This window comes from Fluviicoccus keumensis, assembly GCF_004217445.1.
GTDB lineage: Bacteria > Pseudomonadota > Gammaproteobacteria > Pseudomonadales > Moraxellaceae > Fluviicoccus > Fluviicoccus keumensis.
Genome location: NZ_SHKX01000010.1, coordinates 61,798 through 81,022, shown reverse-complemented (window position 1 = coordinate 81,022; position 19,225 = coordinate 61,798). Strand labels below are relative to the sequence as shown.

The window sequence follows — 19,225 nt, the reverse complement described above, 5'->3', positions numbered from 1 at the left end:
TAAAAGATGGCAAAAGACAATCAGCGCGGTCGGAAGAAGGTCACTCGCACCGTCTCCGAAGGCATCGCGCACATTCACGCTTCTTTTAATAACACCATTGTGACGATTACCGATCGACAAGGTAACGCACTGGCCTGGGCCACCAGCGGTGGCCAGGGCTTCCGTGGTTCGCGTAAGTCCACCCCCTTCGCCGCCCAGGTGGCTGCTGAAGTGGCAGGCAAGGCTGCACTGGATTATGGTTTGAAGAATCTTGACGTTCTTGTCAAGGGTCCTGGCCCCGGTCGCGAATCCGCGGTGCGTGCTCTGAATTCTGTTGGCTACAAGATCAACAGCATTACGGACGTCACGCCAATCCCACACAATGGCTGTCGTCCCGCCAAGAAGCGCCGCGTGTAATCCAGGAGACTTGAAAGATGGCTCGTTATATTGGTCCGAAGTGCAAGCTCTCGCGTCGTGAAGGCACTGACCTGATGCTCAAGTCCGGTGTTCGCGCCCTGGACTCTAAGTGCAAGATTGATACTCCTCCCGGTGTCCATGGCGCTTCCCGTAAGGGCAAGACCTCTGACTACGGCACACAGCTGCGTGAAAAGCAAAAAGTTCGCCGTATTTATGGCGTTCTTGAGCGTCAGTTCAGCAATTATTATAAGGAAGCCGCCCGCCTCAAGGGAGCTACCGGTGAGAACCTGCTGCAGCTGCTGGAAAGCCGCCTGGATAACGTTGTTTATCGTATGGGTTTCGGTGCCACTCGTTCCGAGGCCCGCCAGCTGGTTAGCCACCGTTCGGTGACCCTGAATGGTCGTCGTGTAAACATCGCCTCCATGCAAGTGAAGCCTGGCGATGTCGTTGCGATCTATGAAAAGGCCAAGACTCAGCTCCGCGTGAAGAGTGCAATCGAGCTGGCTGGCCAGCGCGGCACGCCTGCGTGGCTGGAAGTTGATTATGCCAAGATGGAAGGTACGTTCAAGGCTTTGCCTGAGCGTTCGGACCTGCCCTCGGAAATCAACGAAAGCTTGATTGTTGAATTGTATTCCAAGTAAGGCTTGGTTCTAGTTTTGAGGTCGCATTCATGACGCGTACCAATGAGTTTCTGACACCGCGTTCGATAGCCGTTCAGGCTATCAGCGCGACTCATGCGAAGGTGACGCTGGAGCCTCTGGAAAGAGGTTTCGGCCACACCTTGGGCAACGCCCTGCGTCGCATTCTGCTGTCCTCGCTGCCTGGTGCAGCCGTGGTTGAAGCGGAAGTCGAAGGCGTTGAGCATGAGTACAGCACGCTGGAAGGCTTGCAGGAAGACATTATTGAGCTGTTGCTCAACTTGAAGGGTCTGTCCATCAAGCTGTTTGAACAAAGCGAAGCTGTCTTGACCCTGGACAAGAAGGGCCCGTGCTCGATTACAGCGGCAGATCTCGGTCTGCCTCACAATGTCGAGATCGTGAACAATGATCACCACATCGCCACTCTCGGGGCGAATGGTCACCTGAAGATGAAACTGAAGGTGACGCGGGGTCGTGGTTATGAGCCCGTTGATGCGCGGTATGCTGAAGGTGAGGGGCGTCCTATTGGTCGTCTCCAGCTGGATGCCAGCTACAGCCCGGTAAAGCGTGTTTCGTACGTGGTTGAAAATGCCCGTGTCGAACAGCGTACGGATCTGGACAAGCTGGTTATCGACCTGGAAACCAATGGCACCATCGAGCCTGAAGAGGCTATCCGCCGTGCTGCCACTATTCTGCAACAACAGATCGCTGTGTTTGTTGATCTGCAGAAGGACAAGCTGCCGGAGCCGGTTGGCAAGGTCGAGGAGGTCGATCCGATTCTCCTCCGTCCGGTTGATGACTTGGAACTGACGGTTCGCTCGGCTAACTGCCTCAAAGCTGAAAACATTTACTACATCGGTGATCTGGTTCAACGTACAGAGGTGGAGTTGCTTAAGACTCCGAATCTGGGCAAGAAGTCGCTCACCGAAATCAAAGATGTGCTGGCATCCAAAGGCTTGTCACTCGGTATGCGTCTGGATAACTGGCCTCCCGCCAGCCTGCGCGCCGATGACCGTTTCGCCTATCGTAGCCGCTAATCGCTGAATCTGATTTGAGGAAGTTACGCCATGCGTCATCGTAATAGTGGTGTCAAGCTGGGTCGAAACAGCAGTCACCGTAAAGCCATGTTTACCAACATGGCAATTTCCCTGTTCGAGCACGAACTGATTAAAACCACTCTGCCCAAGGCGAAGGAACTGCGCCGCGTGGCTGAACCCCTGATTACGCTGGCAAAGGTGGATTCCGTTGCCAATCGTCGTCTGGCGTTCGCCCGCACCCGTAGCAAGGAAGCGGTTGCCAAACTCTTCAATGAGTTGGGTCCGCGCTACAAAGCCCGTAACGGCGGTTACTTGCGTGTGCTGAAGGCCGGCTTCCGTGCCGGTGATGCGGCACCGATGGCCTATGTGGAACTGGTGGATCGTCCGCTGGTTGCTGTTGCGCCTGCTACAGAGTAATCCTGTGTTAGATAAAAAAAGCCGACAAATATGTCGGCTTTTTTTATGCTCGTCATCTTGTGGGCAGATGTTCAGGTGATACTGTTACACGCTGAATTCCGGTCGACACTTTTTTAATTCTCTACCTTGATCGAGGCTTTGGTGCCTTGTGAGGGGCATGGTTCATGAAATATTACACTCCCCTATTCCTGTCGCTATTCTGCCTGGCGCCCGTCACTGGACTTGCGGCGGATAAACCACGGCCTCCCCCTGTGGTTGAGGTTGTACAGGTTGCAGCGCCTATGGCTGTGGCTCCGACGCTACAGGCTATCGGATCCATACGTCCCTCGGAAAGCATCATGCTCAAACCCGAAGTATCGGGGCGTGTTGTGAGCCTGGGTTTCCGGGAAGGCCAGTTGGTTCGTAAGGGTGACATGCTGGTAAAGCTGGATGATTCTCTGCTGAAGGCGGAATTGCCCGCTAAAGAGGCGGCAGTAGTGCTCGCGGAAGCGGAGTACAAGCGATTGCAGTTGCTCGCTCAATCGCAGCAGGTCGCCGATATTGATGTCGAAAGGAAGCGCGTCGATGTGGCTTTGGCCAAGGCGGCCTCCCAACTATTGAATGCCAGAATCAAGCAAACGGAATTGCGCGCACCCTTTGATGGCGTTATCGGGATTCGGCAGTTCAGTATCGGTGACGTTGTTCAATCAGGTCAGGCCTTGGTGAGTCTCTCAAATTTCAAGCCCGTAAAGATGGATGTGAAACTCCCGGAGGGGCGTGCGGATGTAGTCCGGCTGAATCAGCGAGTCGATGTTCGCGTTGATGCCTTGCCGGGTTTGCTATTGAAGGGCAGGGTGGCTGTTATTGAACCTCAGCTTGATGCCGGAACCCGCGCCTTGTGGGCTCGCGTGGAGTTGAATGCCGGAGACCCTCGCATTCGCAGTGGTATGAGCGCCACCGTATCCATTCCGCTGCCGGGGGGGGAGTCCGGTTCATGGCTGCCTGAGCAGGCCTTGGTGGCTCAGGGCGGCAAGCAAGTGGTTTTTAAGGTGGTAGATGGCAAGGCACTGGCTGCGCCTGTGCGCGTTGGCCAGCGTCAGCCAGGTAAAGTAGAAATCCTGGCCGGCGTAAAAGCGGGTGATACTGTCGTGGTATCAGGACAGAACAAGCTTTCAAAGCCGGAGATGCCGATCAAGGCAGTGCCGATGGCGGGTGGCTGGTAATGCAACTGCCCCAACTTTGTATTCGCCGGCCCGTCCTGACGATCGTGATGAATCTGCTGATCGTGCTGGCGGGGCTATTGGCCTTTGATCGGCTGACGGTTCGGGAATACCCGAATATTGATATTCCGACGGTGACAGTCGACACCACGTATACCGGCGCCAGCGCCGCCATTATTGAAACAACGGTGACCAAACTGCTGGAGGACTCGCTATCCGGCATCGAAGGCATTGATTACCTGTCCTCCAGCAGTCGTTCCGGCCGCTCGCAGATCACACTTGCCTTCAAGCCGGATCGCGAGATTGAGAGCGCCACCAGTGATGTTCGCGACCGGGTATCTCGGATTCGCGGCAAACTGCCCCAGGATATCAATGAGCCGGTTATCACCAAGACGGAAGCCGATGCCCAGCCGATTATCTGGCTGGCTTTCTCCTCGGACCGGCATACGCCGATGGAAATCAATATCTTCGCCGACAAGCAGGTCAAAAGCCGGTTACAGACCTTGGTGGGGGTGTCCGATGTGCGGATCTTCGGCGAGCGTCGTCCTTCGATGCGTGTCTGGATCGACGCCGGGAAAATGGCGGCGCTGGGGTTGACGCCACAGGATATCGAGTCGGCGTTGCGTAACCAGAATGTCGAGATTCCCTCGGGACGCATTGAAAGCCAGAAACGTGAATTTGATGTGTTGGCGCAAACGGACCTGAATACACCCGAGCAGTTCTCCGCGCTGGTGCTGCGCGCCCAGGACGGTTTGCTGGTGCGATTGGGGGATGTGGCCAAGGTGGTGATTGCGCCCGAGGATGAGCGCCGTATTGCCCGTTTCAACGGTGAGCCGGCGGTGGCGCTGGGTGTGATCAAACTGTCCACCGCCAATCCACTGGATGTCTCGAAGGCGGTCCGTGCCGAGTTGCCGCGCATTGAGCAAAGCTTGCCGCCGGGCATGAAAGTCCGGCTGGCGTATGACTCCTCCATCTTTATCGAACGCTCAATTCAGGCGGTCGAGCATACGATTCTGGAAGCGGTCGGTCTGGTTGTTCTGGTGATCTTTTTCTTCCTGCGTAATTTGCGTGCGACACTGATTCCCTTGGTCACAATTCCGGTATCGTTGGTCGGGGCGTTGATCTTCATGCAGGTCTTGGGATTTTCCATCAATACCCTGACACTGCTGGCGATGGTGCTGGCGGTGGGTCTGGTGGTCGATGACGCCATTGTGGTGCTGGAGAATATCTATCGCCATATTGAGGAGGGTAAGACACCCCGTGAGGCGGCTATACAGGGCTCCCGGGAAATCGGCTTTGCTGTGCTGGCGATGACGTTCACCTTGGCAGCCGTCTTTGCGCCAATTGCATTTACCGAAGGGCGTACCGGCAAATTGTTCGCCGAGTTTGCGCTGACGCTGGCCTCGGCGGTGGTTGTTTCCGGTTTCTGCGCCCTGACCTTGTCGCCCATGATGAGTTCGCGCTTGTTGCAGCCACATATGGGGGAGGGGAATGCGCTATACCGGCTGATCGAACGGTTCCTGAATGCGTTGACCGCAGGCTATGCCCGTTTGTTGCGGCGTCTGCTGGCATGGCGCTGGACAGTGTTGGCGCTGGCTTTGGGGTTGTGCGGCGTGATGTTCGTGCTCTTCAAAGGCTTGCCCAGCGAGTTATCGCCCGTGGAGGACCGCGGCGTGATCCTGTCGGTCGGTATCGGGCCGGAGGGGGCGTCTCCCGCCTATTTTGACCATTACGGCCTGCAGGTGGAGCAAGTCTATCGCCAGGTGCCCGAACGCGCCTCCACCTTTCTGATCACGGGTTTTCCGGATGATACCAAATTCATCAGCTTCAACCGTTTCACGCCGTGGGAGGAGCGCACGCGCAGCACCCAAATGATTGCGGATGACGTGCGGCCGAAGCTGTGGCAGGTGCCCGGTGTGATGGCGATGGTGTCGCTGCCGCCATCGCTGGGGCAGGGTAACTCCAGCTCGCCGCTGGAGTTCGTTATCCAGACTACCGGCAGTTATGATGATCTTGGGCGGGTGATCCGCGAGGTGATGGCCAAGGTCAGTCAGAATCCGGGCCTCGTGAACGCGGTGCCGGATCTGAAACTGAACAAGCCGCAGCTGTCGCTGACGCTGGATCGCAACAAGGCGGCATTGGTGGGGGTGGAGGTGGCGGAAGTCGGGCGCGCACTGGAAAGCCTGCTGGGCGGCCGCAAGGTGACTACGTTCAAGCTGAACGGTGAGCAGTACGACGTTATCGTGCAACTGGCGCCCGATGAGCGTCAGGTGCCCGAGCAACTGCAGCAGATCCATGTGCGTAACAAGCTGGGCGAAATTATGCCGCTCAGCGCCTTGCTGAGCCAGCAGGAAACCATTACGCCTTCTGACCTGAGTCATTTCAACAAACTCCGTTCGGCCAAGATCACAGCCAACCTCGCTCCGGGCTATTCGCTGGGTGAGGCGGTGGCGTTCATGCAGGACGTGATGAAGCAGGTTCGCGAACCGTCCGTCAGTTATGACTGGGCCGGACAGTCGCGCGAGTTCCTGGCATCCGGTAACGCGTTGGCGCTGGCATTCGCGCTGGCGGTGGTCTTTATCTACCTGGTGCTGGCGGCGCAGTTCGAGAGCTTCCGCGATCCGTTCATCATCCTGTTTTCCGTGCCACTGGCCTTGCTGGGGGCGGTGACGGCGTTGAAGCTGACGCAAGGGACGCTGAATGTATACAGCCAGATCGGCCTGATCACGCTGGTCGGGCTGATCAGCAAGCACGGCATTCTGCTGGTGGAGTTCGCCAACCAGTTGCAGGAAACCGGCAAGGACAAGTTGGAGGCCATTCTGGAGTCCGCGTCGCTGCGGCTGCGGCCGATCCTGATGACCACGGCGGCGATGGTGCTGGGAGCCTTGCCCTTGGCCGTGGCCAGCGGCGCCGGGGCGGAAGTGCGCCATCCCATCGGCTGGGTGATCGTCGGCGGGATGACGCTGGGAACGCTGTTTACCTTGTTTGTGGTGCCGGCCGTCTACATGCTGGTGGCGCGCAAGCGGTCCGTAGCCGAGTCCGGTACGGAGGATGCCCGGCATGCCTAAAACCTTTGTGCTGCCGACGCGGACCGTGACGCGGGAGCTGTTGCAGAAACCGATCTTCGAGCAGGATCCGGGAGCGGATCATTACAACGGCCGCCGTTTCTTCAACCCGTGGATTCGTGACAGCCGCGACTTCGCCAAACTGTTCAACTGGCTGATGACCCGCGAGCGCGACACCTGGCCCAAGCAACTGCGCAATGAGTCCTTCGCCAAGCCGGAAGCGCATTTCAGCGACAACATTGCTGACTGGAAGGTCTGGTTTGTGGGACATGCCACGTTGTTGATCCAGATCGGGCCGTGGAACTTCCTGACTGATCCGGTCTGGGCGGAGCGCTGCAGTCCGTTTGCCGCGATGGGGCCGAAGCGGGTGCGCCCGGCCGGCATTGCCTTGGAGGACCTGCCGCCGATCCATGCCGTGCTGCTCAGCCATAATCATTACGATCATCTTGATACCGCCAGCCTGCTGTGGCTGCAGGAGCGTTTCCAGCCCGCCATCGTCACCGGGCTGGGCAATGGGACGTATCTGCGCCCGTACGGGTTGTCCGTGGTGGAGCTGGATTGGTGGGAGTCTTTCCCCTTTTCCGAGGATGTTGCGCTGCATTATGTCCCGGCCCGGCATTTCTCCGGGCGTGGTATGCGCGACCGCAATGCCGCGTTGTGGGGCGGCCTGTCGGTGGTGACGCCGCACGGTCACGCCCTGTTTGCCGGCGATACCGGTTATTCGCCGCATTTCACTGAAATCCGTAAGCGACTGGGAAGCCCGCGCGTGGCCTTGCTGCCGATCGGGGCCTATGAGCCGCGCGAGCTGATGAAGGAAGTGCACATGAATCCGGCGGATGCGGCTCAGGCGCATGTCGACCTGTCGCCCGGCTTGTCGCTGGGCATGCATTTCAACACCTTTCAGCTGACCGATGAACCGATTCACGCCCCGGTGCGCGACCTCGGCGAGGCGATGACCCGGCTGGGTATCTCACCCGAGTCGTTCCGCGTGCTGCGCGAAGGCGAAGGGCTGGTGATTCCCCGCTGACCGTCGGTCGGACCTGACTCGGACTTCATCACCGAGGCTGATTTTGTTTAGCAGAAATATTGATTTCCGGGGGCGCCGGTACTACTATCGCCGCCGCGAAACCGCACAACCCACGATTAACGGAGGCACCTGAAAGATGACCCATTCAGCCGGAAACCCGATGTTGTACTGCTGAACCTTTCAGGTCCTCTTGGCCTGGAGGCGTTCAGCCTTCAGGCCAGACCAAAAGCCCTGGCTCATGATGCCGGGGCTTTTTCTTTGGGCGGTCGTTCACGGTTCACAAGACCGGTCGGCTGCATGGATTGAACCCGAAAACGAGGTGTGACATGCCAATCCAGTTGGTATTGAACGCAAATGAAAAGAACGGCCACAAGCCGGTAAAAATCTTTACGTCAGATGTGGACCCGCAAGCGCTGCAACAGCTGAAGAACATGGCGGCGCTGCCGTTTGTCTACCCGCATATCGCGGTGATGCCCGACGTGCATGTCGGCATCGGCGCGACGGTGGGCTCGGTTATTCCCAGTCGCGGCGCGATTGTCCCGGCGGCGGTGGGGGTGGACATCGGCTGCGGCATGAACGCCGTGCGCCTGTCGCTGAATGCCCGGCAGCTGCCGGATAACCCCAAGGCGCTGCGCACGGCGATCGAGCGGGCCGTGCCTGTCGGTTTCGACCAGCACGCGCGTGAAACGGTGAAGGCATCTAGCCTGAGCGCGCTCGATGCCGGCATTGACCGGATCGTCGCCAAGCATCCCGGGTTGCTGAAAATGCTGCGTCAGTTCCGCCTGACCTGGGCGCGGCAGTTGGGCACCTTGGGTGGCGGCAACCATTTCATCGAGATCTGTCTGGATGAAACGGAGGCGGTATGGGTCATGCTGCATTCAGGCAGCCGGGGCATCGGCAATTGCATCGGGCGCTATTTCATTGAACTGGCGCGCAAGGATATGAGCCGCGAATACGGCCATCTGCCGGACAAGGACCTGTCGTATCTGGTGGAGGGCACGCAGCACTTTGCCGACTACATCGAGGCGGTGAGCTGGGCGCAGGATTACGCCATGCTCAACCGCCGCGAAATGATGCGGTTGGTGGTGGAGTCGCTGAAGCCGGTATTGCCGCCTTTCGAGCTGACCCGCGAAGCCATCAACTGCCATCACAATTATGTGGAGCGAGAGAGTCATTTCGGCGAAGAGGTCTATATCACCCGCAAGGGGGCGATCAGCGCGCAGGAAGGGCAATTGGGCATCATTCCCGGCAGCATGGGGGCGAAATCGTTCATTGTGCGCGGCAAGGGCAATGCCGAGTCGTTCTGTTCCTGTTCACATGGGGCGGGGCGACGGATGAGCCGCATGGAGGCAAAACGCCGTTTCTCCACGCAGGACATGGTGGAGCAGACGGAAGGCGTCGAATGCCGCAAGGACAAGGGCGTGGTGGATGAGATTCCGGCCGCCTACAAGGATATCGACGCGGTGATGGCCCACCAGAGCGATCTGGTGGAAGTAGTGCATACCCTGCGGCAGATTGTCTGCGTCAAAGGGTGATTTTCTCGAAAACGGAGGCCGATCATGGCTAAACGAAGTGGAGTAAAACTCTTGGAGCGTCCGCGCAACCGGTTGACGCTGGTTGCGGTCACATTGAAGGGCGGCGCGCACGGGAAGACCGAAAAAGCGGAGCGTCGCGCTGATCATCAACAAACCCAACGTGCTTCCCGGGAGGCCTGGTCCTCCCGGGGGGACGGTTTCCACTTTTGTCTGTGCTGAAAGGTTTAACAATCCCGTTTGTTTATCCATCAAAAGCCATAATAATAGTAAGTCTATAAATTCCCGTGGAGCGCCGCGTATGAACCGTAACTGCCGCATGATTTCGACGCTGATGGTTGGCATGAGTTGCCTGTCGCCTGCCTTGGCGGATGACGGTTACTTTTTAACGGGCCAGCAGAAGCAGGAGCTGATCCTGCGCGGCCAGATGCATGACGAGGAGCATCGCCTCTATGACATCTGGATTGTGCCCGGTTATGTGGTGCCGGCGGAGACGGCGCAAAAGGGCTGGCGCAAGGCTGATGAATCCCTGCAAACCTACCGGAAGCCGGAATTTTTTCCAAACCTGCATAAATATGCGGACAAAACCTGGCGTTTTGGCACCCGGTACACGCTGCGGGAATACACCTTCCGTGGCACGCGTGAGGCGTGGAGCAAGGACATGAAGGTTGCCAGCGGACGTACGCAGAAGCGCGTTTTCGGCTGGTGGCTCGCCTATCCTTGGGGCGTGTTGGAAGCGACGACCGAGTCGCTCTTCCGCATAGGGACGGGTATTCCGACCGGGATTCTGGTGGCGGGGTCGGCATATACCGTTTTCCCGGCTGCCTATGTTGTGACCCCTTCTGTGGTTTCGCTGGGACATGCCGCAGGGGAAGGAACCGTGTTTCCGTTGGCGGCAGCCACCTGGAATACCATGATTGCGCCGCCGCTGGCGTTCCTGGGGCAGCGTCCGGCGCCGCAACGCGCGGACGGTTTCTGGATGAAGCAGGTGGATGATCCGCAACTGAAGGTGCTGATTGGCGAGCTGGCCTCCTGGCGGGACACCTTGTCGAAAACACAGCCGACGGCGGAGAGGGATGCTGCCATCAAGCGCCTGGAAGATGACAAGAGCGCTCAGACCCGTGATCTCTATGCCCGGATCAAGGTGATTGAGCAAGCCTCGGGGGAAAAGATCGCGGCGGTGCGCGCCGGCTGGATGACCGGCGTGATGGCGCAAGCGCGGACGCAGCGTCAGGACATGGTTTCCCGGCTCGACAAGGCGGATGTGCCGTTGACGATGCTGGCAGCGCAGCGGCAACAAGTCGTGACGGCGCTGGCGGTTCAGGGCTGGACAACCCAGGATGCGGAAGCCCTGGTGGCCATCCTGCTGGGTGACACCCCGGATATAGTGTCGCCGCAGCGGGCAGCGGATGACAAAACCGATCCGGTGAAGCGGGTGATCGAGGTGATGGGCAAGCCGGGATCGTAATCCCGGCTTGCGCGATGATCAGCCGCGTTTGGGGATGACCCGGTCGGCGGCTTCCCTGGCGTTGGCGCGGGCGGCATCGGTATCGCCGGCGCGGCAGACGGCGACGCCCATGCGACGCTTGGGAAAGCTTTCCGGTTTGCCGAACAGGCGGATGTCGCTGTCCGGCACCTTCAGGGCGTCGGCCACGCCTTCAAAAACAATCCCTTGTGCATCCATGCCGCCATAGATGACCGCGCTGGCGGCCGGGCTGAGCAGCGCCGTATTGACCGGCAGGCCGAGAATGGCCTTGGCATGGATTTCAAATTCCGACTGCAACTGACTGGCCAAGGTTACCAGACCGGTGTCATGCGGGCGCGGGCTGACTTCCGAGAACCAGACCATGTCGCCCTTGACGAACAACTCGACCCCGAAAATGCCGCGTCCGCCAAGACTGTCGGTCACCGCCTTCGAAATCTCGCGGGCGCGTTGCAGCGCCGTCGCGGACATCGCCTGCGGCTGCCAGCTTTCCACATAATCTCCCGCCACCTGACGGTGTCCTATCGGGTCGCAGAAAAAGGTTTCCACCTGACCGGAAGCGCCGACGGCGCGCACCGTCAGCTGCGTGATTTCAAAATCAAAGTCGATCATGCCTTCGACAATCACCGTGCCCTGATTTACCCGTCCGCCGCTGGCGGCGTAGTCCCAGGCGGCGGGAATATCCTCGCTGCGATCCACCTTCGACTGGCCCTTGCCCGAGGAGGACATCACCGGCTTGATGAAACAGGGATAACCAATACGGTCGGCAGCTTCCTGTAAGGCATCGAGACTGTCCGCGAAAGCGTAGGGTGAGGTTGGCAGCCCCAGTTCTTCCGCGGCCAGACGGCGGATGCCGGCGCGGTTCATGGTCAGGTTGACGGCGCGGGCGGTGGGAATGACTTCGGCGATGCCTTCCCGTTCGATCTCCAACAGCACCGCCGTGGCGATGGCTTCGATTTCCGGCACCACGAAATGCGGCTTTTCCGCCTCGATCAAGGTCCGCAGGGCCACCGGATCGCTCATGTTGATGACATGGGCGCGGTGGGCGACCTGATGACCCGGCGCATGTGCGTAACGGTCAACGGCGATCACTTCCACACCCAGTCGCTGTAGCGAGATGATCACTTCCTTGCCCAGCTCGCCCGCGCCCAGGAACATGACCTTGGTGGCGGAGGAACTGAGCGGGGTGCCGATGACGGTGGGGATAGCCATGGTGAGTGTCTCCGGTGAGCGATGCGTAATGATAGCGGCGTGAAGCGGGGAGGGCTATGGCGGCGAGCGCGCAAAGAAAAAGCCCCGGGGCAAATGCCGCCGGGGCTTTTCAGAATCTCGTGGTGCCTGGAGCCGGAATCGAACCGGCACGCCCTCGCGGGCGGTGGATTTTGAGTCCACTGCGTCTACCAGTTCCGCCACCCAGGCACGAGGAAGGCTGATTATAAGCAGCGACCGGACAGCGTCAAGCGTTTTCGCGAAAAGTTGCTATAATGCCGCCCCCTGTTGGATACGCCTTATGCAACTGACCGATTTTTCCTACGAATTACCCGATGAACTGATCGCCCGCTTTCCCTTGGCGGAGCGCTCGGCCTCGCGTTTGCTGCATCTCGCGGCGGACGGCCTGCAACACCGCATGGTGCGCGATCTGGCATCCCTGCTGCAGCCCGGCGACCTGCTGGTTTTCAATGATACCCGCGTGCTGGCCGCCCGCCTGTTCGGGCAGAAGTCCTCCGGCGGTAAGGTGGAAGTGCTGGTCGAGCGCATTGTCGCCGACGACACGGCGCTGGTGCATCTGCGCGCCAGCAAGTCGCCGAAGCCGGGCGCGCGGCTGACCTTTGCCGAGGGCAAGGTGCGGGCGGACATGCTGGAACGGGTGGACGATCTGTTCAAGTTGAAGTTCTCCCGCCCGGTGCGCGAGGTGCTGGCCGAGCATGGCGAAATGCCGCTGCCGCCCTATCTGGGCCGCACGGTCGAAGCCTCTGACAGCGAACGCTACCAGACCGTCTACAGCAAGCCGGAAAAGACCGCCTCGGTGGCGGCGCCCACGGCGGGCCTGCATTTTGACGAAGCCTTGCTGGCCTCGCTGCGTGAACGCGGCTGCGACTTCGCCTATGTCACGCTGCATGTCGGCGCGGGCACCTTCCAGCCGGTGCGGGCGGCGGATATCCGGGAGCACCGCATGCATGCCGAATGGCTGAGCGTGCCGCCGGAAACCGTGGAGGCGATCCGCCGCACCCGTGAACGGGGAGGGCGGGTGGTCGCTGTCGGCACCACCAGCGTGCGTGCGCTGGAGTCAGCGGCGCAGGCTCACGGCGGGGAGTTGCAGGCCTGGTCCGGCGATACCCAGATCTTCATTTATCCCGGTTACGACTGGCGGGTGGTGGACGTGCTGTTCACCAATTTCCACCTGCCGGAATCGACGCTGCTGATGCTGGTCAGCGCCTTTGCCGGGCGCGACCGCGTCATGGCGGCCTATCAGGCGGCGGTTGAAAACCGCTACCGTTTCTTCAGTTATGGCGATGCGATGCTGCTCGAACGCCCCGGAGTGAATCATGCAGTTTAAATTGATGGCCACCGATGGCGCGGCGCGGCGCGGCGAGCTGACCCTGCAGCACGGCAAGGTCCAGACCCCGGCCTTCATGCCGGTGGGCACTTACGGTACGGTCAAGGGCATGCTGCCGCGCGACATCCATGACATCGGCGCCGACATCATCCTTGGCAACACCTTCCACCTCTGGCTGCGTCCCGGCACGGACGTGGTCAGCCAGTTCGGCGGTTTGCACGGCTTCATCAACTGGGAAAAGCCGATCCTGACCGACTCCGGCGGCTTTCAGGTGTTTAGCCTGGGCGCGCTGCGCAAGATCAGCGAGGAGGGCGTTAAATTCCAGTCGCCGATCGATGGCTCCAAGGTGTTCCTGACGCCGGAAATCTCGATGCAGATCCAGCGCGCGCTCAATTCCGATATCGTCATGATCTTTGACGAATGCACACCGTATCCCGCCACCGAAAAGCAGGCGCGCGAGTCGATGGAGCTGAGCCTGCGCTGGGCCGCCCGCTGCAAGACCGCCCATGAAGGCAACCCGAATGCCCTGTTCGGCATCGTGCAGGGCGGCATGTATGAGAACCTGCGTGATGTCTCGCTGGCCGGGTTGATGGACATCGGCTTTGACGGTTATGCCATCGGCGGGCTGTCGGTGGGGGAACCGAAGGAAGAGATGATCAAGGTGCTGGACCATGTGCCGCAGCGCCTGCCCGCCGACAAGCCGCGCTACCTGATGGGTGTCGGCAAGCCGGAGGATATTGTCGAAGCGGTGCGTCGCGGCGTCGACATGTTCGACTGCGTGATGCCCACCCGCAACGCCCGCAACGGTCATTATTTCGTGACTGACGGCATCGTCCGCATCCGCAACACCCAGTACAAGACCGACAACCTGCCGGTCGACCCGCATTGCGACTGCTATGCGTGCCGCAACTTCTCGCGCGCCTACTTACATCATTTAGACAAATGCGGGGAGATGCTCGGAGCGATGCTCGGTACAATCCACAACCTGCGTTACTACCAGCGATTGATGGCCGGTTTGCGGACCGCCATTGAAACCGGTACATTGCACGACTTTGTGCACGATTTTTATGCCCGTCGCGACTTGCCCGTGCCCGCCCTTTAGGAGAGATCCCCAATGAGCTTTTTCATTGCCGAAGCCCATGCCAACGCGCCCGCCGCCGCCGGCCCCGATGCCGGAATGGCCAATCTGGTCATGCTCGGCCTGTTTTTTGTGGTGTTCTATTTCCTGTTGTGGCGTCCGCAGGCCAAGCGCGCCAAGGAGCACAAGGAACTGATGGGTGGCCTTAAGGTCGGCGACGAAATCGTGTTCGCCGGCGGTCTGCTGGGACGCATCCAGAAGATTGATGATGAATACGCGGTGGTTGACCTTGGCGACAAGGTGACCCTTCGCATCCAGAAGGGTTCCGTTGTCGCCTCGCTGCCCGCCGGCACCCTCAAAAACATTGGCCAGAATAAAGAATAACGAACATGCGCTTCCCCCTTTGGAAATACATCGTGATCGTGCTGGTGGGTATAGTCAGCACGCTCTATTCCCTGCCCAACATTTATCCTGACGAACCGGCGCTGCAGGTTTCGGGTGCCAATGCCGGTGTGGTGGTCGACCAGGCCGTGCTGAGCCGGGCGGAAGACGGCCTGAAGGCGGCGGGAATTCGCTTTCACGGTTCCCAAGTCCAGGCCAAGGGGGTGCTGCTGCGCGTGGATACGTCTGACGCCCAGCTCAAGGCCCAGGATGTGCTGAAACGTGTACTGGGTGATGGCTACGTGGTGGCGCTGAACCTGGCCCCGACCACTCCGTCGTGGCTGCTGGCGATAGGCGCGCACCCGATGAAGCTGGGTCTGGACCTGCGCGGTGGCGTGCACTTCCTGCTGGAAGTCGATATGGCCAAGGCGCTGGAACAGCGTCAGGAAACCTATACCACCGAAATCAAGGCCAAGTTGCGTGAGGCCAAACTGGCGTATCGCGCGGTGACCGATATTCCGAATGGCCTGTCGGTTCGCTTCGAAACCGAGGATGACCGTAACAAGGCGGCGGCCTTGTTGAAAGGCGAGTATCGCGAGTTCATTTTCGCCGATGCCGTACGTGAAGGCGCCTTGTTCCTGGACATGGGCTTCAGCCCGGCCAAGCTCAAGGAAGTCTCGGATTACGCTGTCGAACAGAACCTGACCACCATCCGTAACCGGGTCAATGAGTTGGGAGTGGCGGAAGCGCTGGTGCAGCGCCAAGGCGCCAACCGGATCGTGGTGCAACTGCCGGGCGTGCAGGATACCGCTGAGGCGAAGCGGGTGCTGGGCCGGACCGCAACCCTTGAATTCCGCTTTGTGGATTGGGAAAACGGCGCGGTGCCGCCGGAGTCGGGTATTGCCCCGCCCGGCACCGAAATTTTCCCGTTCCACAAACAGGGCGGCGATCTGGTCATGCTGCAGAAGCGCAAGATCGTCACCGGTGAGCGTGTTGTCGGCGCGCAGTCAGGCTTTGACGAATACTCCAATCCGCAGGTCAATATCACGCTCGACAGTCGTGGCGGCAAGATGATGGCCGAAGCAACCCGGGACAATGTCGGCAAGCAAATGGCCGTGCTCTTTGTCGAGCACAAGCAGCGCATGCGTCAGGTAACAGGTGCTGACGGCAAGGTGACCGAAGTCCGCGAGCCCTATGTCGAAAAAGTGGTGATCAACCGCGCAACCGTCCAGTCGATGCTGGGCTCCCAGTTCCGTATTACCGGTCTGGACTCGCCGGGCGAGGCGCAGGAACTGGCCTTGCTGCTGCGCGCCGGTGCTCTGGCTGCGCCGATGTACTTTGTGGAAGAGCGCACCATCGGCCCCAGCCTGGGTCAGGAAAACATTGACAAAGGCCTGATGTCGACGCTGGTCGGCTTTACGCTGGTCGCCGTATTCATGGTGGTGTTCTACCGGGTCTTCGGTCTGGTTGCCAATATCGGCCTGATCTTCAACGTGGCCATGCTGGTGGCGGTGATGTCCGCCATCGGGGCGGCGCTGACCTTGCCGGGTATTGCCGGTATTGTGTTGACGGTGGGTATGGCGGTGGATGCAAACGTGCTGATCTACGAACGGATCCGGGAAGAGTTGCGGGCTGGCGCTTCCCCGCACCATGCCATTATTGCCGGCTATGATCGCGCTTTTGTCACCATTATCGATGCGCACGTCACCACCCTGATTGTGGCCATCATTCTGTTCGCGGTCGGCACCGGCCCCATCAAGGGCTTTGCCGTGACGCTGTCGATCGGCATCCTCTGCTCGCTGTTCTCGGCGCTGACCGTGACTCGTGCCGTGGTGCAGGTCATTTATGGCGGCCGTCGCGTCGCCCGCCTGAGCATTTAAGGAGAACGGCCATGATGTTTGAAAACAGAATCATCCGTTTCATGCGTTTCCGTAAGCCGATGGCGATTTTTTCGCTGTTGGTGGTGCTGGCGGGCGTGGTTTCCCTGGTGACCCGTGGTCTGAACCTTGGTCAGGACTTCACCGGCGGTACTTCCGTGGAGCTGTCCTTCGCCAAACCGGTTGAGCAGATGGCGGTGCAGAATTCGCTGGAGGAGGCCGGCTTCAAGGAGGCTATTGTCCAGCATCTCGGGCGCACCACGGATGTCCTGATCCGGATGCCGCCGCAGAACAAGGCCACCAACAGCGCTGACATCGGCCGCAATGTGGTCAAGGCGGTGGAGAAAGACGGCAATACCGCGACCCTGCGCCAAGTGGATTCGGTCGGTTCGCAGGTGGGTGAGGAGCTGTACCTGAATTCTCTGATGGCGGTCGGCCTGTCGCTGGGTCTGATGATGTTGTATGTCGCCTTCCGCTACCGCTTCAAGTTCTCGGTCGGCGCGGTGTCTTCGCTGTTGCACGATACCCTCTTTACCGTCGGGATTTTTTCGATCATGGGCTGGCCTTTCGATCTGTCCGTGCTGGCGGCGGTATTGGCGTTGATTGGTTACTCGCTGAATGACACGATTGTGGTATTTGACCGGATTCGTGAAAACTTCCGTCGTTTACGTACAGCGGATGCCACTGAAATTATTGACGTTTCCCTGACCGAAACCCTGCGCCGCACCATCATGACCGTAGCCACAGTGGTGCTGGTGGTCGTGGCGCTGCTGCTGCTGGGCGGTCCGGCGCTGAAGTGGTTCTCCGTGGCGATGCTGGTCGGCCTGTTTGCGGGGACATATTCCTCCATTTACATTGCAACCAGTTATGCCTTGGCAATGGGGTTGAGCAAGGAAGATTTCCTGATTGTCCCGAAAAGTGAAGTGGTGGAAGAAGGCGAGATCTCCTGATCCTGCTTTCTTGAGACTGACGACAAGGGCGCATTCATGCGCCCTTGTCGTTTATGATGTCCGCATGGTTTAGGTCTTATCGTTCAGGAGAGGCGCATGAGAGGCGCGGGTGGTACGCAAGGGGGGACCGGTGAGTTCCTGTTGGGACTGTTGATGATGTGCGGCGGTTTTTACCTGCTGCTGAAGAGCATCGTCGTCACATCCAATTTCGGCATGGGTTATGCCCTGTACGGATTTTCCGCTTGGGGCGGCGCCTACGCGATCACGACCGGCATGATCATGATTCCCTTCATGTTCGGGATCGGCATGGTCTTTTACAATGCCAAGAACTGGCTGGGCTGGATATTGGCGGCCGGGTCGTTGTCGGCAATGATCATGGGGGTGATTGCCTCCATTCAGTTCAGCTTCCGCGCCATGACGGCGTTTGATCTGATCGTGATTCTGGTGCTGGCGATTGGCGGCCTTGGGTTATTCCTGCGTTCCCTCCGCGCAGGCGGTTAGCGTTTTATTCCGGGGCAACTTCAGGAGGCGAGGGGCGGAAGGAGATCATGACGACGCCTGCCAGCACGAAAATCCCTCCGGCAATTTGGACGCCAGTCAGCTTTTCATCCAGAAAAACAGCCCCCATCATCAGGGTGAAGACCGGCCCGACCGCGCCGATCAGCGCCGCCGATGCGGCGCCAATGTGACGAATGCCTTGGGTAATCAGGCTGGCGGGCAGGAAGGTGCAAAAGAAACCCAGTGCTGCACAAAGCCCCCATAGCGGCGCAGGCAGGCTTGCCAACGCCCGCCAGGAGCCTTGGATTGAAAAGTGCAGGAGCGCGCAGGCAGTCGCGACGGTCAGGGCCAAGGCCGTGAATCGGGCGGCCCCGACGGTTTTCATCAGCTCTCCGCTGGCGACCAGATACCCCGCGTAAGCCAGCGCTCCGCCAAAGACCAGCAGGCTGCCCAGCCACAGTTGCGGGGAATGTGCGGAGCGGTCTCCCGAAAATACCAGCAGCATACCCGTATAGCTCACCAGAATGGCCAGCCAGACCCTGCCGGTAATCCGCGTCTTCAGGAACAGGGCCGAGAGGAAGACCGTCAGCGTGGGATACATGAACAGCAGCAGTCGTTCCAGGCTGGCGCTGATGTAGGCCAGCCCCATGAAGTCGAGAATTCCCGCACCGTAATAACCGGCGCCGCCGGCCAGTATCACGCCTAGCCACTCCTTGCGGTTCAGGCGTTTGCCAGGCTCATGGGCCAGCCACAACATGCCCAGGAAAAAGGGCAATGAAAACAGCATGCGCAGCACCAGCAGCGTTTCCGCATCAATAGCGTACTGATAGGCCAGTTTCACCAGCACCGACTTGGCGGAAAAGAGGATGGCCGAGAGTAAAACGCAAAGAACGCCCAGCGTGTGGTTGCGGGTCATGACAGGTGGTATAAGACGGGAAAGCGCGATTACGCCAGTCTTTTGGGCCAATTACAACCCGATCTTGACAGGGGATACTGGTAAAAAGTTAAGAAATAGGGGTATTCACGCTAAAAATGTGGGGAGAGGTGGAGTACAATCGCCCGCCTTTTATCTTTTTGTTGGGGGTTGCGC

The 19,225-nt window shown here is 59.4% G+C and carries 17 protein-coding genes and 1 tRNA gene; 15 read left to right on the top strand and 3 right to left on the bottom strand.

Annotated features, from left to right (window positions below; all coding sequences use genetic code 11):
* Positions 1-6: 6 nt before the first annotated feature.
* The 9 genes from rpsK (at position 7) to EV700_RS01315 (ending at position 10,779) form a co-directional block, all read left to right on the top strand.
* Positions 7-396, top strand: coding sequence for a 30S ribosomal protein S11 (gene rpsK, locus EV700_RS01355; RefSeq protein ID WP_130410570.1), 390 nt, complete (start codon positions 7-9; stop codon positions 394-396).
* A 17-nt stretch (positions 397-413) separates the two neighbouring features.
* Positions 414-1,037, top strand: a complete 624-nt coding sequence (rpsD, locus tag EV700_RS01350; protein WP_130410569.1) for a 30S ribosomal protein S4 — start codon at positions 414-416, stop codon at positions 1,035-1,037.
* 29 nt (positions 1,038-1,066) lie between these two features.
* Positions 1,067-2,071, top strand: a complete 1,005-nt coding sequence (locus EV700_RS01345) for a DNA-directed RNA polymerase subunit alpha (protein ID WP_130410568.1) — start codon at positions 1,067-1,069, stop codon at positions 2,069-2,071.
* Between the two features lie 30 nt (positions 2,072-2,101).
* Positions 2,102-2,488: a 50S ribosomal protein L17 gene (rplQ, locus tag EV700_RS01340; RefSeq protein WP_130410567.1), complete on the top strand. Its 387-nt coding sequence runs from the start codon at positions 2,102-2,104 to the stop codon at positions 2,486-2,488.
* 164 nt (positions 2,489-2,652) lie between these two features.
* On the top strand, positions 2,653-3,690 hold the full coding sequence (locus EV700_RS01335) for an efflux RND transporter periplasmic adaptor subunit (RefSeq protein ID WP_130410566.1): 1,038 nt from the start codon (positions 2,653-2,655) through the stop codon (positions 3,688-3,690).
* A complete protein-coding gene (locus EV700_RS01330; protein ID WP_130410565.1) occupies positions 3,690-6,755 on the top strand; it encodes an efflux RND transporter permease subunit in 3,066 nt (1,021 codons plus the stop codon). The genes EV700_RS01335 and EV700_RS01330 overlap by 1 nt, the downstream gene beginning before the upstream one ends.
* Positions 6,748-7,779: an MBL fold metallo-hydrolase gene (locus EV700_RS01325; RefSeq protein ID WP_242610160.1), complete on the top strand. Its 1,032-nt coding sequence runs from the start codon at positions 6,748-6,750 to the stop codon at positions 7,777-7,779. Before EV700_RS01330 ends, EV700_RS01325 begins: the two co-directional genes overlap by 8 nt.
* Before the next feature lie 326 nt (positions 7,780-8,105).
* Complete coding sequence (locus tag EV700_RS01320) at positions 8,106-9,314, top strand: RtcB family protein (RefSeq protein ID WP_130410563.1); 1,209 nt, start codon at positions 8,106-8,108, stop codon at positions 9,312-9,314.
* Between the two features lie 298 nt (positions 9,315-9,612).
* Positions 9,613-10,779 (top strand): hypothetical protein, encoded by a 1,167-nt coding sequence (locus tag EV700_RS01315; protein WP_130410562.1) that lies wholly within the window; start codon positions 9,613-9,615, stop codon positions 10,777-10,779.
* Between the two features lie 18 nt (positions 10,780-10,797).
* Here the strand turns inward: EV700_RS01315 and purT are convergent, their stop codons facing one another.
* On the bottom strand, positions 10,798-12,000 hold the full coding sequence (gene purT / locus EV700_RS01310; RefSeq protein WP_207224578.1) for a formate-dependent phosphoribosylglycinamide formyltransferase: 1,203 nt from the start codon (positions 11,998-12,000) through the stop codon (positions 10,798-10,800).
* A 126-nt stretch (positions 12,001-12,126) separates the two neighbouring features.
* A tRNA-Leu gene (locus EV700_RS01305) sits at positions 12,127-12,213 on the bottom strand.
* A 91-nt stretch (positions 12,214-12,304) separates the two neighbouring features.
* Here EV700_RS01305 and queA point away from each other — a divergent pair.
* The 6 genes from queA to EV700_RS01275 all read left to right on the top strand — a co-directional run bounded on the left by queA (position 12,305) and on the right by EV700_RS01275 (position 18,138).
* Complete coding sequence (gene queA, locus EV700_RS01300) at positions 12,305-13,351, top strand: tRNA preQ1(34) S-adenosylmethionine ribosyltransferase-isomerase QueA (protein WP_130410560.1); 1,047 nt, start codon at positions 12,305-12,307, stop codon at positions 13,349-13,351.
* Entirely contained in the window at positions 13,341-14,453 is a 1,113-nt protein-coding gene (gene tgt / locus EV700_RS01295; protein ID WP_130410559.1) for a tRNA guanosine(34) transglycosylase Tgt, read from the top strand. Before queA ends, tgt begins: the two co-directional genes overlap by 11 nt.
* 12 nt (positions 14,454-14,465) lie before the next feature.
* Positions 14,466-14,813, top strand: coding sequence for a preprotein translocase subunit YajC (yajC, locus tag EV700_RS01290; protein ID WP_130410558.1), 348 nt, complete (start codon positions 14,466-14,468; stop codon positions 14,811-14,813).
* A 5-nt stretch (positions 14,814-14,818) separates the two neighbouring features.
* On the top strand, positions 14,819-16,690 hold the full coding sequence (gene secD / locus EV700_RS01285; RefSeq protein WP_130410557.1) for a protein translocase subunit SecD: 1,872 nt from the start codon (positions 14,819-14,821) through the stop codon (positions 16,688-16,690).
* Between the two features lie 11 nt (positions 16,691-16,701).
* Positions 16,702-17,637: a protein translocase subunit SecF gene (gene secF / locus EV700_RS01280; RefSeq protein WP_130410556.1), complete on the top strand. Its 936-nt coding sequence runs from the start codon at positions 16,702-16,704 to the stop codon at positions 17,635-17,637.
* 96 nt (positions 17,638-17,733) lie between these two features.
* Positions 17,734-18,138, top strand: coding sequence for a hypothetical protein (locus tag EV700_RS01275; RefSeq protein ID WP_130410555.1), 405 nt, complete (start codon positions 17,734-17,736; stop codon positions 18,136-18,138).
* 4 nt (positions 18,139-18,142) lie between these two features.
* Here EV700_RS01275 and EV700_RS01270 read toward each other — a convergent pair whose 3' ends face one another.
* The gene (locus tag EV700_RS01270) at positions 18,143-19,051 is read right to left on the bottom strand and encodes a DMT family transporter (protein WP_130410554.1); all 909 of its coding nucleotides are present in this window, start codon (positions 19,049-19,051) and stop codon (positions 18,143-18,145) included.
* Positions 19,052-19,225 lie beyond the last annotated feature (174 nt).